Source organism: Helicobacter pylori, from assembly GCF_003637685.1.
Lineage (GTDB): Bacteria > Campylobacterota > Campylobacteria > Campylobacterales > Helicobacteraceae > Helicobacter > Helicobacter pylori_CJ.
This window is the reverse complement of the sequence record NZ_MVWW01000003.1, coordinates 137,037-150,951: the sequence shown is the minus strand read 5'-3', so window position 1 is coordinate 150,951 and position 13,915 is coordinate 137,037. Positions and strand designations below refer to the sequence as shown.

Below are 13,915 nucleotides of genomic sequence, written 5' to 3'. Positions count from 1 at the left end.
ATCAAAAATAAAACATTCTTTAGAAGTAACAAATATATGATTTTAATCCTTTAATTTTAAACCAATTTACAATAAAGGGTTTTTCTTTGTAAAATAGGGTTGTGGGTTTTAATTAATATCTTAACTTCATGCTGTTTTTTTTTTTTTTGATTATAATTATAATCTCAACAAAAAAGATCATACAATTAAAATTAGGGAGAGTTTAGTGAGGCAAGAAAAGTATTTTTTGACTTCTTCTTTATCGCTTTTATCGTTTTTATTATGTCCTGTAGAAGCTTTTGATTATCGGTTTAGTGGTCGTGTGGAGAACTTTTCTAAGATTGGTTTTAACAATTCTCAAATCAATACCAAAAAAGGGATTTATCCTACTGAAAGTTTTATAGATATTGTTACTTTAGCGCAAGTCAAAGTCAATTTACTCCCTAAAGGCACCGAAAACCACAGGCTTTCTGTTTCTTTGGGTGGGGCGATTGCAGCCATTCCTTACGATAAGACTAAATATTATATTAACCAGGCTAACGGGAAGGTTTTTGGCTCAATTGTAGAGAATTTCATTGGGGGCTATCATGGATACTTTTTTAATAAGTATCTTGGCCCTGCTTATGCGGGGACTTCTCAATCAGCGAGCTATCATGCAAGGCCTTATGTGGTGGATACCGCTTTTTTACGATACGATTACAAAGATGTTTTTGGGTTTAAGGCGGGGCGCTATGAAGCGAATATTGATTTCATGAGCGGTTCGAATCAAGGGTGGGAAGTGTATTATCAGCCCTATAAGACTGAAACGCAAAGGTTAAGGTTTTGGTGGTGGAGCTCTTTTGGGAGAGGTTTGGCGTTTAACTCTTGGATTTATGAGTTTTTTGCGACCGTGCCTTATTTGAAAAAGGGAGGCAACCCTAGTAACAGCAACGATTTCATTAATTATGGCTGGCATGGGATCACCACAACCTATTCTTATAAAGGCTTAGACGCTCAATTTTTTTATTATTTTGCGCCTAAGACTTATAACGCTCCCGGTTTTAAGCTAGTTTATGACACGAATAGGAATTTTGAAAATGTGGGCTTTCGCTCTCAAAGTATGATCATGACGACCTTCCCTTTATACTATAGGGGGTGGTATAACCCAGAAACAAACACTTATAGTTTAGAAGACAGCACGCCCCATGGCTCGTTGTTAGGAAGGAATGGCGTTACTTTAAATATCCGCCAGGTTTTTTGGTGGGATAATTTCAACTGGTCCATTGGCTTTTATAACACCTTTGGCAATTCAGACGCTTTTTTAGGCTCTCACACGATGCCAAGGGGTAACAACACTTCCTATATCGGTAATGAAATCTCAATAACGACTAGGCATGCCGGAATGATCGGCTATGATTTTTGGGATAATACGGCTTATGATGGGCTGGCTGATGCGGTCACTAACGCGAACACTTTCACTTTTTACACTTCTGTTGGAGGGATTCATAAGCGTTTTGCATGGCATGTTTTTGGGCGCGTCTCTCATGCGAATAAAAATGCGTTAGGGCAAGTGGGGAGAGCTAATGAATATTCCGTGCAATTCAATGCGAGCTATGCGTTCACTGAATCGGTTCTCCTTAACTTTAGGATCACTTATTATGGGGCCAGGATCAATAAAGGGTATCAAGCAGGGTATTTTGGAGCGCCCAAGTTCAATAATCCTGATGGCGATTTCAGCGCCAATTACCAAGACAGAAGTTACATGATGACCAACCTCACGCTGAAGTTTTGATTTTCATCAAGTGGTAGCGTTAAGATTACTACTAAAACTATCGCTATAAAAATAATTTTCATGGTGGTGTCTCCTAACGGAGTGTCGTCCGCTTGCATTCTCCCAACCCATTTATTCAATGTTTTTACTTTGCTCCAATTGAGCATGATGATAAAAAATATTTTTAGTATTTTTTACAATCAATACTAAAGAGTCTGTGCAAGCAAGCGAGAGTTTCTTAAAAGTGCTTCCTAGAGGTTAGGGGGATTTAGTTTTGGGGGGGTTTCAAAATGCCCCTTATCCCCTTAAAAATGGGTTTTACCATAAGATTTACAAAATAAAGTTTTAAACCACAGAAATTCTAAATATCTTTAGCGTTTGAGCGCTTTCGCCATTAAAGCGTTATTAGGGGGTAATCTCAATATTTGACAACATTTGATAAATATTTTGGGTTGTTTTTCTAAGTATAAAAATTTTGAAGCGCTAAAGTTTTTTAAAAGTTTTTAATCAAGCGTTTTAAAATCTCAATAAGCCTTGAATGTTAAGCTTTTTGTGAGTGGTAGCTTTTAATAAAGCGTTCTTATTTTTAAGCGTTATTAGGGGGGGTCAATTCCATTATTTGATTATTTAATAAGGGTTTAAGTTGTTTTTAAAGTGGGGGTTAAAGGGTTCAATCAAAGCCTATAAAAGGCCTTGAGCTTTTTTAGAAGGCGTAGCCATAGACCCAATACACGCTATAAGGGCGGAAGTATTTCACTTCAGCGCCGCCAGCTTTATAGTAAGTGTTGTAAATCGTAGGGATTTGCACACCGATTTCTATAGAATGCTGGTTATGGCTTTTTAGGTCTTTTTTCAAGATACCAAAGTTCATGCGTAAGCCTAAGTCAAACAAGAATTGGAATTTCGTCGCTGTAGGCCTATTCGCAAGCTGAGGGCTGTTTCTTAGCGTGCTGATATAAGTGTCCCCTGCGAGTTGGATCCCCCCAAAGAAGCCCGCATTAAGACTTCGGCTACCAAAAGAGCGGCTAAACACATTGTAAAGCACATCAGTCCCCACCCCATAAGTGAGCAGATTGACTTGATTGTAAGTAGGGCCATTACCCACGCCCGCACCGTTATAGCTGAAGAAGCCGTAGTAGCGTAAGCCCACATTCTTGTTTTCCCCAAAGAATTGCTTATAACCGATTTTAGTGATAAACCCGTTAAACGCATTCACTTGAGAGCTGTTACCGGCAGCGAAATTCCCAAGCCATGGGTTAGCTTTAAGCTCGTTATTCAAAGCGGTAACTTTAGCCAAAGTGTTTGTGGTGTTGTTTAATAGTTGGGTAGAGCGCGCTTGATCAATATTCCCGCCATAGCTCACTTGATAGCCGGTTGAATTGCTGATGTTAGCGTTGTTGGCTAGCGTTAAAGCGTTTTGAGAATTACTGACGATGTTTTGCACCAAGCTAGTGAATTCCTTAGCGCTCAAATCATTCCCAGCGTTAGCGGAGTTGAAGACATGTTGCGCTAAAGCGGCATCCAAAAACGCTTGCGCAGCCCCGCTATCACCGCTTGGCCCCATGGTGATTGAAGCTTGCTTTAGGACATAAGCGATTTGTTGGGCGGTAACCCCATTCCCATAAACTTGATTGGTGTTATTTTGAAAAATCCCACCCGCTTGGTTGTTGGCGTTTAAGAAGGAGTTCATGTAAGTCAAATAAACGCTAGCGGTGTTAAGCTCGCTGAGCTGATTGGAGAGGTTTTGGCTCGTGGTGTTGTTGTTGCCTTGAAAAATATTGTTTTTGATTTGCTGGCTCAAGGTTTTGATAGAACTAACCATTTCCTTATAAAGATCCAGGTTGCCTTGGAAACAAGGGCTATTGTTAGTAGCGGCAGCTGCGGTCGTACCACTAGCGGCTGTGCCGTTACTACCACATTGTTGAACACTAGCGATATTCAAAGTAGGATACAAATCAATCAAATTGCCCAATTGGTTCATAAAGAGGTTACCCAAAGTCCCAGCGACATTACCTCCTGTGCCTGCAATATTGATATTGGTGTTGTTTGTTGTGGTAGAGTTTAACAGGCCTGCTAATTCTTCGGCTTTGATTTTACCCGGGTTTTTCACTTGCTGGACCACCTGACCTAATTCATACCCAAAGGTCATAAAGCCCCCATCTTCTTCAGCGCCCACCGGATTGAAGCTCAAGCTTAACGCTAGGCTTAAAGGGGCTAAGAATCTTACTTTTTGAGATTGTGTCATTAAATTTTCCTTAATCATTTTGAATGGCTTTAAATTTTGTTTCATGTTTGTCTCTTCCCCCCTTTCTTAGAATGAATACCCATAAGACCAATAAACGCTATAAGGACGGAAATACTTCACGGTAGTCCCTGCGGATTTGTAATAAGTGTTATAAATCGTAGGCACCACTACGCCAAATTCCACCGTGTGCTGGTTGTGGCGGTTGGATTTCCCGTCCAACTTACCGAAGTTCATCCTCATACCGAAGTCAAAGAGGAACTGGAAGTGCGTGTTATTGACTTTCCCATGCAATTTCACATTGGGGTCATCTCTGAGCGTGGATTGGACGGTTTCGCCGGCTAATTGGATACCGCTAAAAAAGCCCATATCCACAGAGCGGTTTTGATACGAGCGGCTAAAGATATTATACAACACATCTGTGCCTACCCCATAAGTGTATAACCCTACGCTATTTTGAGTGGATCTAAAGCCCACGCTCGCTCCGTTATAAGAAAAGAAGCCGTAATAGCGTAAGCCGATATTTCTTTTCTTCCCGAAGAATTGCTTGTAGCCTATTTTGGTGTAAAACCCATTCAAAATATTCGTTGAACGGCTGTTACCGGCTCTGAATTGGGGCAAGTAAGGCATGCTTCTCACTTGATTATTGAGCGCATTGATTTTATCCAAAGTTACTTGCGCGTTATAAAGAGCGTTAGGGAGCTGACTGGCACGCGTGTTCACAGCGTTGGCTTGGTTGGAATTTATCCCAGCGCTATTAACCGCGCTCCCGCTAATGGTGTTTTTAGTCAGCTCGTTATAAACCGCTTGAGACTGATCAATAATGCCTTGCACCAAACCTGTAAAAGCGGCTGAATTGAATTCCTTATTCCCAATGTTGGCGGCTACGGCGGAGTTGAAAGCTTCTAAGAGCAATTCATCTTGCTTGAGCAAGTTCGCTGCGTTATTGAGGATATTTTGTTGGTTTTGAAGGTATTGGATGGCTTGTGTGGAGTAAGTTTGACCATCTGAACCAGTCGCACCATTAGTTCCACTAGCACTACTAGTTCCATTCTTATTCATTGTCTCTAAAGCCTTATTCATCGCATTAAAAAACACATTCCCCGCGTTCAAGTAGGTGAGCTGTTGTTGCATGTTAGGGAAATTGGTGTTCGTGCCGTAGTTAGTCTGGCTGCCGATCGTGCTTAAAATCCTGTCAGTCAAGCTAGGGAGCCAGTAATAGCCCGCAGCGGTACAAGCGCTTTGACTATTATCAAGAGAGCTACTATTAGCCGTCCCTGCAGCCGCGCAAGTCCCACTGCCTACCGCACCCTGTAAAAGAGCGTTCGCAGACACATCGTTACCATTGAGTTTTGTGGGGTAAGCCCCTAAAAGCGAATAAAGGTATTGGGAGAAAGCGTTACTCAACGCCCCTGCGACATTGCCTCCGGTGTTGTTGTTTAAAATGTTGTTCGTTACATCAGCGTTAAGCTCTCTGGCGAGTTCGTCGCTTTTAGCACCGCCTGGGTTTTGGACATCTTGCATGACTTGTCCGAGCTGATAACCGACGGTGAAAAACCCTCCATCATCTTCGGCATAACTTATGCTAGCACAAAGGGCTAGACTAAGAAACAGCGTTCTATTCTTCTTTATCATAATTTTCCTTATCAATGGGATGCTCCTTGATTGAGATTAAATTTGGGATTTAGTTACATCAGAGCTTGTAAATAATGTTTAGTAATACAAATTGTTAGATGTAATTGTGATATTCTCACATAATGAAAATTAAACTAACCTTAAAAACCCCCTTAAAGACCCCTTATAAAGGAAATAAAGTTACAACAATTGAGACGCTTTTTACAAAAAAAAAAAAAACGGGATTTCATAGGGGATTAGCCTTAAATTTTGGGGGGTTTTAAAAACGCTTTTTAGCATTTCTAAGTTTTTTAATGTAAAATCACGCTAACGCAAATAGTCATTTTAAGTTATCTCTTTTGTTGCGAAAATTTGGAGCATGTTTAGGGTTTGGGATAATAGTGGGTGGTTATCCCAGAAAGGAGATAACCAACTATGAAGTTACTATTAGTAATCATAGTTTTAATGGCCATCGCAACGCCATTATACTAAAATTTTGGCTCTAGCGCAAGCTAGAGTTAAAATCTATGGTTGCTAGCGTTTTTTTGTATTTTTTGACTAGCGTCAATCTCTTTGATTGTTGATTATAAAAAACACACTTTCAACATCTTTCTAGGTTTTTTAAACTATAATCGCACCAACGCAAATAATAATTTCTAGGTTTCTCTTTTGTTGCGAAAATTTGGAGCATGTTAGGGTTTGGGGTAATAGTGGGTGGTTACCCCGGAAAGGAGATAACCGACTATGAAATTACTATTAGTGATCATAGTTTTAATGGTCCTAGCGACACCATTATACTAAAATTTTGGCTCTAGTGCAAGCTAGAGTTAAATCTATGGTTGCTAGCGTTTTTTGTATTTTTCTTACATCTCATAAAAATCCCATTATAATACTCATTAAACAAACAATACAAAAATCAATTTTATTTTGAATCAGGCTTCAAAAGCCCCGCTTCATACAAAAACACCGAGGGCTTATGCTCTTTGGGTTTGGCGTTTTCCCTCAATTCGTTTTTCGCATAAGAAAGCCATAAATTTTCCTTAGCCCTTGTGATAGCGACATAAAAAAGCCGCCGCTCTTCTTCAATACCCCCACCGGTATTCATGAGCTTATGGTTAGGGAAACGGCCTTCCATTAAATCTATAATATAAACGTCTTTAAACTCTAAGCCTTTAGAAGCATGCACGCTCAATAAATTCACGCCCTCGCCTTGCGTGGCTTCATTAGCACCTATTAAAGTGCCGTTTAAAAAACGCCCTAAATTTTGGTAATTTCTCGCTAAAGAACTCAGCAAGTCCATTTTTTCATTGAAGCGTTTTTGCGCTTGGAGTTTTTTAAATTCGTTATAAGATCCGTCCTTATTTTTAGAGCGCTCTTTTAAAAGGCGTGTTTTAAAGGTTTGAAAAAACACGCTTTCTAGAATGTGTTTGACTAAAGCGCTAGGGGAATGGGTAGGGGCTTTGGTATAAAGAATGAAAAAATCGCTAAGCATTTTAGCCCCATTGAGTGAGATTTTAGGGTGCATCAATACCGGGTGCGAATAAAACGCCTTGTCTATCACGCTATTAAACCTTGAGCTGTTTTCTAGGGCAAAAATTTCTTCAAAAAGCCCCATAGAGGTGATTTCTTTTTTCTTCGTGTAAATTTTGGCTTCTTGATTGGGCTGAGTTAAGGCCAATTTGAGATCGCCATTGCCTAAAAGCATTAAGGCTTCATGAATGTCTTTAGCGGTGTTAGAGCCAATATCGCTGATATAGCTTAAAATGTGGATTGCTGCCATAATGTCTTTAGGGTTAAATAGCAGCATGCAAATATCTAACGCTAACGCCACTTCTTTGGATTCAAAAAAGCTCGCGCTCCCTTTTCGTTTGCTTGGCACGTTGTGGGATCTTAAAGCGGCTTCTAATTGATCCGCGCTGGCGTTATTCCTAAAAAGCACCGCCACTTCTTTAAAATTTTTTCGCATGACAATGCGTTTAGCAATATCTTGGCATTGCGCGATATTGTCGTTGTAATTTAAAAGCGTGGGTTTATTGAATTTCCCTGATTTCACCACTTCTAAATTTTTAGGGTAAATGCGCTCATTGTGCTGTATCACTTGATTAGCGAGATCTAAAATCTCTTTAGAAGAGCGGTAGTTTTTAGTGAGCGTGAAAACCTGGGCGTTTTTGTATTTTTGAGTGAAATTAGAAATGATAGAAATATCCGCCCCATTAAAAGCGTAAATGCTCTGATCGTAATCGCCCACGCAAAACAAACTAGGAGGGTTGATAGCGTCTAAAATGGATTCTTGTAAGGGGTTAGTGTCTTGAAATTCATCGCAAAGCACTTCTTTATAAGGGCTAGGTCTTTCTAGCATCGCTTTTTTAAATAACAGCAGTAAGTCGTTATAGTCAATATAATTATGCTTTTTTTTAGTGTTTTCAAATTCTTCCAAAATGTTTTCATAAAAGGCGGCGTATGGTGCGTGTTCAGGGTTTTTATTAGAAAGCCATGCGCTAAAATCTTCTTGTTTTAGAGCGTTAGTGTAAAGAGAATAGAGGGCGTATAAATGCTGTGAAGTGTAGGGCTTTTTATCGTCATCTGTTAGCGCGTTTTTAGTGTCCACAATGCTTTCTAAAAGTTTTCTCAATTCTTTGGGTTGCTTCAGGCTTAAGTTTGGGTAATGCTCTTTTAAATAGCGATACGCTACCGCATGGAAAGTGCCCGCTTCAATTTTGGAGCTTAATTTAAAATATTTAGCCACCCTGGCGATCATTTCATTACTCGCTTTATTGGTGAAAGTCAAAAGCAAGATTTCTTCAGACTTGATGCCGTTATCAAGCAGGTATAAAATGCGCCCCACAATCGTAGAAGTCTTTCCTGTGCCAGCGCTCGCAATGACTAAATTATGCCCTTGTAAAGCCGAAGCCGCTTTTTTTTGCTCAGGGTTTAATTGCAAAGTTTCTAACAAGTTTTATCCTAAATTGAAAAAGTCTTTAGGCAAAAGAGCGTTTTCTAAAGAGCGCTGCGAAAACAAAAAACGCCCATCGCACACAAAGCCCAATTCTTGCCAGTTGATAGCGTTGAGTTTGTCGCAGAGGTTTTGTAAATCCAAGTTTTGGTCATAAGGGAATAGCGCTAAAATAGAGCCGTCATAATTAGGGCATTGGTGGATGAAAAAGGGGTTTTTTTGGCGCGTTTTGGCGTTGACATAAATGCGTTTTTTAGGGGATATGTGATGCATTCTCCCCCATTCAAACCAATTACTTTCATTGAATTTTTTAATCTTTCTTTGCATCAAGCTGTCTTTATGTTGGAGTAAATAATCATTAGGTTTATTGACAAAAACCATTTTTTCTAAAACATTGGTTCTTTTGGTGATTGAGGTGACAAATTCTAAATTCCCGTATTTTTCATTTTTAAAAATTCTATCGCACCCGCTCACTGCCCCCACTTTAACCTTAAAAATCTCGCTTAATTTTTGCGTGTAAGATTGGTTGAGGAAATACAAAATGCCTTTTTTGCACACAAATTGCAAACCATCGTTGGCGATTCTACTGAAATTGCCCTTACAAAAACGAAAAATCACGCAATTAGGCATGGCGTTTGGGAAAATCTTTTGATCGCCTAATTCAAAAAAATGCGTTATCGTGCCTTCTTTGTAAATCCATTCGTTTAATTTCACGCTGGAAGTGGATTTTAAAAAATCCCTTGGGGTGATGAAAACCAATTCACCTTGAGGCTTTAAATGCCTGATCGCTTTTTCTATGAAAAACAAGTAGAGATTACTCCTTTCATCAAAAAGGCCGTAATGGAGTTTTTCTTTCGTGCTTGGCGCAATATCCTTGTGCTTGACATAGGGCGGGTTGCCAATAATGGTGTCAAATTGATTTTCTAAAGAGTAGTCAAAAAAGTCCATGCAAAGGGCATTTTTAAGGCAGATTTTAGGATCGATTTCAATCCCTACAGCCTTTTTTAAACGCTTTAAAAAACTCCCATCGCCCGCGCTTGGCTCTAAAACACTCCCATGATTGTGTTTGAGAGTGAGCATGAAATCCACTATATTGTTAGGGGTGAAAACCTGCCCTAAAGTTTTAATCTCTAATTGATGCAAAAAATTCTCCAAAAACTTCTTTGAACGCTAAGTGAAACCGCCCCTTGCTAAAGCAAGGAGCTTCCTAACTAAAGCGCCCTAATGGACACTAACACGAAAGGCTTTGTTCTTTAAAGTCTGCATGGATATTTCCTACCCCAAAAAGACTTAACCCTTTGCTTAAAATATTGTTCGCAGCGTTGATGTCTCTGTGTTCTCTATACCCGCATTCTAAACACCAATATTGCCTGTGATTCAATTTAAGCTTGTGGTTGATATTCCCACAACAATGGCAAGTTTTACTCGTATATTGTGGGGGAACTTTCACTAACAATTTGCCATTATGCTGTTGTTTGTAGTCTAAAAAAGAGATGATTTGATAGAATGAAGCGTTTAAGATAGATTGATTAAGACCACTCTTTTGTTTAACATTTTTGAGTTTAGCTCTTTTAGTCATGTTTTTTACTTGCAAATCTTCAACTACTATCCATTCAAATTGCTTTGAAAGTTCGCTTGTGATTTTATGGTATCTGTCTGTTTTTTGATGACTAGACTTGTCAAAGGCTTGGTTTAATTTCTTTTGCGTTTTGTAAAAATTACCTCCTAATTTGGTTTTGTTTTGTTTAGACTTTAACACCCTACGGCTTTGTTTTCTTTGCAATCTTTTAAATTTTTTAGAGTATTTTTTTAAAGAATACAATTTGGAATAAGTAGGGATAAGTCGTTTAGTATCCAACTCTTCATCTATTTCTATCCCTAGTAATTCTTTCATGTCTGTTTGGTATTGCTTAAAGTCCGTTAGTTTTTCATGGTTGTTTATGCCACAAGAACAAGCTATATCAAGGATATTCAAATCTAGCCCCACACCATTTTTAGGGTTTTTGATGATAGTAATGTCTTGTTCGTATTCCACGCTAAAACTAACGAAATATTTTCTATGGCTGCAAGAGATACTAATTTGTTTCACTTTAAAATTAGGGGGAAGTCTCTATGCATGCGCATGAGTAAAGGCATTTTCATCAGAGTGAATGTCTTGAAGCGCTCATCATCGCTCTCTTTGATAGAGAAGCCTTGATTGTTCCACAAAAAAGATTGTTTGGCGAATTTAGAGTTTTTGAATTTAGGAAAGCCCCTGTTTTTAACTTTAAAAGCATCTTTTAAAGCCCTTTCAACATTCATGCGTGCTTGTTGGGCTATCACACTACTAAAGCTTAACCCCCTAGCGTTCAAGTGGTGTTTAATCGCTTTGTCTAACTCGCTTGATTTTTTCCACTTTCTTTCTTTGGGAGGTAAATCTTTGTTTGTTTCATATTGCTCTTGCAGTAAATTCAAGCCAATATTATAAGCTTGATTATAGACAAAAAAAGAGTGTTGCAACTTATCTTGTTGTTCTTTAGTGGGATACAAGCGGAATTTAAAACCCTTATTGACTTTCATAGAAGTATTTTAACCTCTTTTTGTTAAAATAGGTCTATGAAAAAAATTGATGATATGAGACACGGAAGACATTGTGTTTTTTTAATGCATGCGCATTTGGTATTTGTTACTAAATACCGGCGTAAAGCGTTCAACAAGGAAGTGATAGATTTTTTAGGATCGGTGTTTGCTAAAGTGTGTAAGGACTTTGAGAGCGAATTGGTAGAATTTGATGGGGAGAGCGATCATGTGCATTTGCTTATCAACTACCCTCCAAAAGTGAGCGTGAGCAAGTTAGTTAATTCTTTAAAAGGCGTTAGCAGTCGTTTGACTAGACAACACCATTTCAAAAGCGTTGAAGCTAGTTTGTGGGGGAAGCATTTATGGTCGCCTAGTTATTTCGCTGGGAGTTGTGGGGGAGCGCCTTTAGAGATGATTAAGCAATACATACAAGAGCAAGAAACACCGCATTAAATTAGCTAACTTTGATTTTTAATAGAATGCGCTAAAAAGCGAATGGATCTAGGTGAAACGATATTCAAATAGCCTAACGGCTAAACGCTTACATCTCCGCCCTAAAGGACGGAGTTTTTCGCGCTAGTGGGATAAATAGGGCTTTCTCCCTTAATATAATTTTCTCAAAAGTTATCCACTAGATATTTTTTTATTTATTAAATAGTTTGTTTTTGAGTATAATCCTACGAAAATTTTAAGGAACGGCATGGAGTTTTTAGGACTGATTTTAAGTCTAGCCGCTATTTGGATAGCGTTAAAAAAGCCTGAAAAAGAAAATTGGGCGTTTGGGATTTTGGTTGTGGTGTGGTTAGTGGAGCTTATTATTTTTATAGCCCATAGCTCTAGCGTTTTGCCTAACATGAATCTATAAGGGGGATACATGAATAAAGAAACCCGATTTTATAATCTTTTTTCTTTGGCGGTTTTAGGGATTTTGATCTTTCCTGTGGGTTTGGCGAATTTTTATTTTGGTTATGTTTTGAAAGATTCGCCTTGTATTTTTTGCTGGGCGCAACGCATCAACATGATTTTAATAGGGGCGGTGGCGCTTTTGGTGGTGCGTTTTGGGTTTAAACCTAAATACATTGCTTTGCTGTTACTTATGGCTAGTAGCGGGCTGTATGAGAGCTTTTATCATACCGGTAGCCATGCTTTAGAAGATGTGGGGCAGGGCTTCGCGCTCGCTATTTTAGGCTTGCACACGCAGTTTTGGGCGCTTTTTGTCTTTTTTAGCGTGATAACGCTTTTAGGGGTTTTACTCTTTTTTGCCCCTAATGCCCAACCTTTTAAAGATCGTTTGTTAAATGCGCTCCAAAAAAGCGCTTTTTATGTTTTCTTTATGGTGGTGGGTTCTAATGCAATACAGGCGTTTGTTTCTACTGGGCCTTTCCCTTACATAGGGCAAAGCGATCCCGTGCGTTTTTCGTGGAATTTGAAAGAATCGGTCTGGTCTATGGAGAATTGGGATCATTTGAAATTCCCAAGAAGCGTTTTGGGCAGAAGAGATGTAGGCGAGCCTTTGAAATTGAGCGCTTTGCCTAAAGATAATGATTATGAGCATTCGCCTCTAGAAATCGCAAAATCGCTGAAAATTGAGAAAAAAGAAGAGCTTTCTTTGAAATTGAATGGAGCGATCACGGATTTGAGTTTCAATGAAGACAAGGCGATCCTTACCACAGAAAACCAAGGGCTTTATCTTGTAAGTAACGATTTGAAAACCATTCATAGCTACATGGTGTTGGATAGTTATTATAGCGCGACGGTGGGGGCGTTTGTGGGGGCGGATTTTAACGAAGATGAAAACATTGTGATCATGGGCAATAATAAAACGAGCGTAGAAATCACTCCTAACAAAAACGCCAATGCACTTAAAAACTTCCCTTATTTTTTAGAGGGGGCTAACTCTTTTGATGAAGTGGAACGCAGCCGCTTAAAAACTTCTAGGGCGAAAAACTATTATGTTAGCGCTGTAAGAAGAGGGGCTAAATTCACTTATTTAGCCACCGCTCCTAACAAGCGTTATAAGGATTTGATCATTATCTCCATGCTCAATAGCGACAAACAGGTGCATGGGGAGTTTTTACTTGAACTAGGTAATGCCAAACTTAAAGAAAAAAGGAAACTGGGCGAGTTAGTCATCAGCGCGCTAGCTTTAAAGGATAATAAGCTTTATGCGTTCAGTAAGGAATTTAACACGCTTTTAGTCATAGACCCTACAAAAGAAGAGATCCTTGAAGTTTATGGATTGCCTAAAGAGATTAAAAATATCAGCGCTTGTGGGTTTAGGGATAATGAGCTTGTCCTTGTGAGCTATGAGAATAATAAAAATATTCTCTATACCCTTAGTTTTTAAACTCTTTTAAAGCTGCTTTTTTCTAATATATTAACGCATTAGAAGATGGTCGCTATTTTAGAATAGAGGAAAGTCCGGGCTACATTAGACAAAATTCCATCTAACGGATGGCTAGCGCAAGCTAAGGGAAAGTGCCACAGAAAGCAAACCGCCTTTTTAAGGTAAGGGTGAAAGGGTGGGGTAAGAGCCCACCAGAGCTAAAGCAATTTAGCTTGTTTAGGCAAACCCAATTTGTAGCAAGAAGCGCATGGTAAGTCTAAATTGATACACGCTTCGCTTGAGGAATATTGCAAAATATTTCCCAGATAAATGGCCATCCATTGACAGAACCCGGCTTATTCTAATGCTTAACTGCATGTTGGTTTTTTTTAATAAAGTTTCAATCATTTTATTTTTTTTTATTTTTTACCTAATTATTGTTTAAAATCTTAAAGATTTGTGTTACACTCTGTAAAATCAAAATCAAAGGGG

At 38.9% G+C, this 13,915-nt stretch carries 8 protein-coding genes, 1 other RNA gene and 2 pseudogenes; 6 read left to right on the top strand and 5 right to left on the bottom strand.

Annotated elements, in window-relative coordinates; translation table 11 throughout:
- The first annotated feature begins 205 nt into the window (after positions 1-205).
- Entirely contained in the window at positions 206-1,750 is a 1,545-nt protein-coding gene (hofG, locus tag EAL44_RS03655) for an outer membrane beta-barrel protein HofG (protein ID WP_121074795.1), read from the top strand.
- A 682-nt stretch (positions 1,751-2,432) separates the two neighbouring features.
- On the opposite strand, the gene alpB is transcribed toward hofG, so the two are convergent.
- Both alpB and alpA read right to left on the bottom strand, forming a co-directional pair.
- Entirely contained in the window at positions 2,433-4,019 is a 1,587-nt protein-coding gene (gene alpB, locus EAL44_RS03650; RefSeq protein ID WP_121074792.1) for a Hop family adhesin AlpB, read from the bottom strand.
- Between the two features lie 21 nt (positions 4,020-4,040).
- Positions 4,041-5,606 (bottom strand): Hop family adhesin AlpA, encoded by a 1,566-nt coding sequence (gene alpA, locus EAL44_RS03645; RefSeq protein ID WP_121074789.1) that lies wholly within the window; start codon positions 5,604-5,606, stop codon positions 4,041-4,043.
- Between the two features lie 122 nt (positions 5,607-5,728).
- Between alpA and EAL44_RS08110 the strand changes: the two are divergent.
- A pseudogene (locus EAL44_RS08110) lies at positions 5,729-5,916 on the top strand (hypothetical protein).
- Positions 5,917-6,507: 591 nt separating this feature from the next.
- On the opposite strand, the gene EAL44_RS03640 reads toward EAL44_RS08110, so the two are convergent.
- The 3 genes and pseudogenes from EAL44_RS03640 to EAL44_RS03630 all read right to left on the bottom strand — a co-directional run bounded on the left by EAL44_RS03640 (position 6,508) and on the right by EAL44_RS03630 (position 11,097).
- Positions 6,508-8,538: an ATP-dependent helicase gene (locus EAL44_RS03640; protein ID WP_121074786.1), complete on the bottom strand. Its 2,031-nt coding sequence runs from the start codon at positions 8,536-8,538 to the stop codon at positions 6,508-6,510.
- A gap of 3 nt (positions 8,539-8,541) precedes the next feature.
- Positions 8,542-9,693, bottom strand: coding sequence for an Eco57I restriction-modification methylase domain-containing protein (locus EAL44_RS03635; protein WP_162970344.1), 1,152 nt, complete (start codon positions 9,691-9,693; stop codon positions 8,542-8,544).
- Between the two features lie 76 nt (positions 9,694-9,769).
- Positions 9,770-11,097: pseudogene (locus tag EAL44_RS03630) on the bottom strand (RNA-guided endonuclease InsQ/TnpB family protein).
- Positions 11,098-11,133: 36 nt separating this feature from the next.
- On the opposite strand from EAL44_RS03630, the gene tnpA reads away from it, so the two are divergent.
- The 4 genes from tnpA to rnpB all read left to right on the top strand — a co-directional run bounded on the left by tnpA (position 11,134) and on the right by rnpB (position 13,795).
- Entirely contained in the window at positions 11,134-11,550 is a 417-nt protein-coding gene (gene tnpA / locus EAL44_RS03625; protein WP_000717702.1) for an IS200/IS605-like element IS606 family transposase, read from the top strand.
- 247 nt (positions 11,551-11,797) lie between these two features.
- Positions 11,798-11,962 carry a hypothetical protein gene (locus tag EAL44_RS03620; protein ID WP_121074783.1) on the top strand — a complete coding sequence of 55 codons (165 nt, stop codon included), beginning with the start codon at positions 11,798-11,800 and terminating at the stop codon, positions 11,960-11,962.
- Between the two features lie 9 nt (positions 11,963-11,971).
- Positions 11,972-13,444, top strand: coding sequence for a disulfide bond formation protein B (locus tag EAL44_RS03615; protein ID WP_121074779.1), 1,473 nt, complete (start codon positions 11,972-11,974; stop codon positions 13,442-13,444).
- A 35-nt stretch (positions 13,445-13,479) separates the two neighbouring features.
- Positions 13,480-13,795, top strand: an RNA gene (gene rnpB / locus EAL44_RS03610) — RNase P RNA component class A.
- Positions 13,796-13,915 lie beyond the last annotated feature (120 nt).

Excerpts from the sequence above, each read along its gene's own strand:
- EAL44_RS03620 (WP_121074783.1), top strand. The coding sequence starts at position 11,798 with ATGGAGTTTTTAGGACTGATTTTAAGTCTAGCCGCTATTTGGATAGCG.
- tnpA (WP_000717702.1), top strand. The coding sequence starts at position 11,134 with ATGAAAAAAATTGATGATATGAGACACGGAAGACATTGTGTTTTTTTA.
- alpA (WP_121074789.1), bottom strand. The coding sequence starts at position 5,606 with ATGATAAAGAAGAATAGAACGCTGTTTCTTAGTCTAGCCCTTTGTGCT.
- EAL44_RS03615 (WP_121074779.1), top strand. The coding sequence starts at position 11,972 with ATGAATAAAGAAACCCGATTTTATAATCTTTTTTCTTTGGCGGTTTTA.
- alpB (WP_121074792.1), bottom strand. The coding sequence starts at position 4,019 with ATGAAACAAAATTTAAAGCCATTCAAAATGATTAAGGAAAATTTAATG.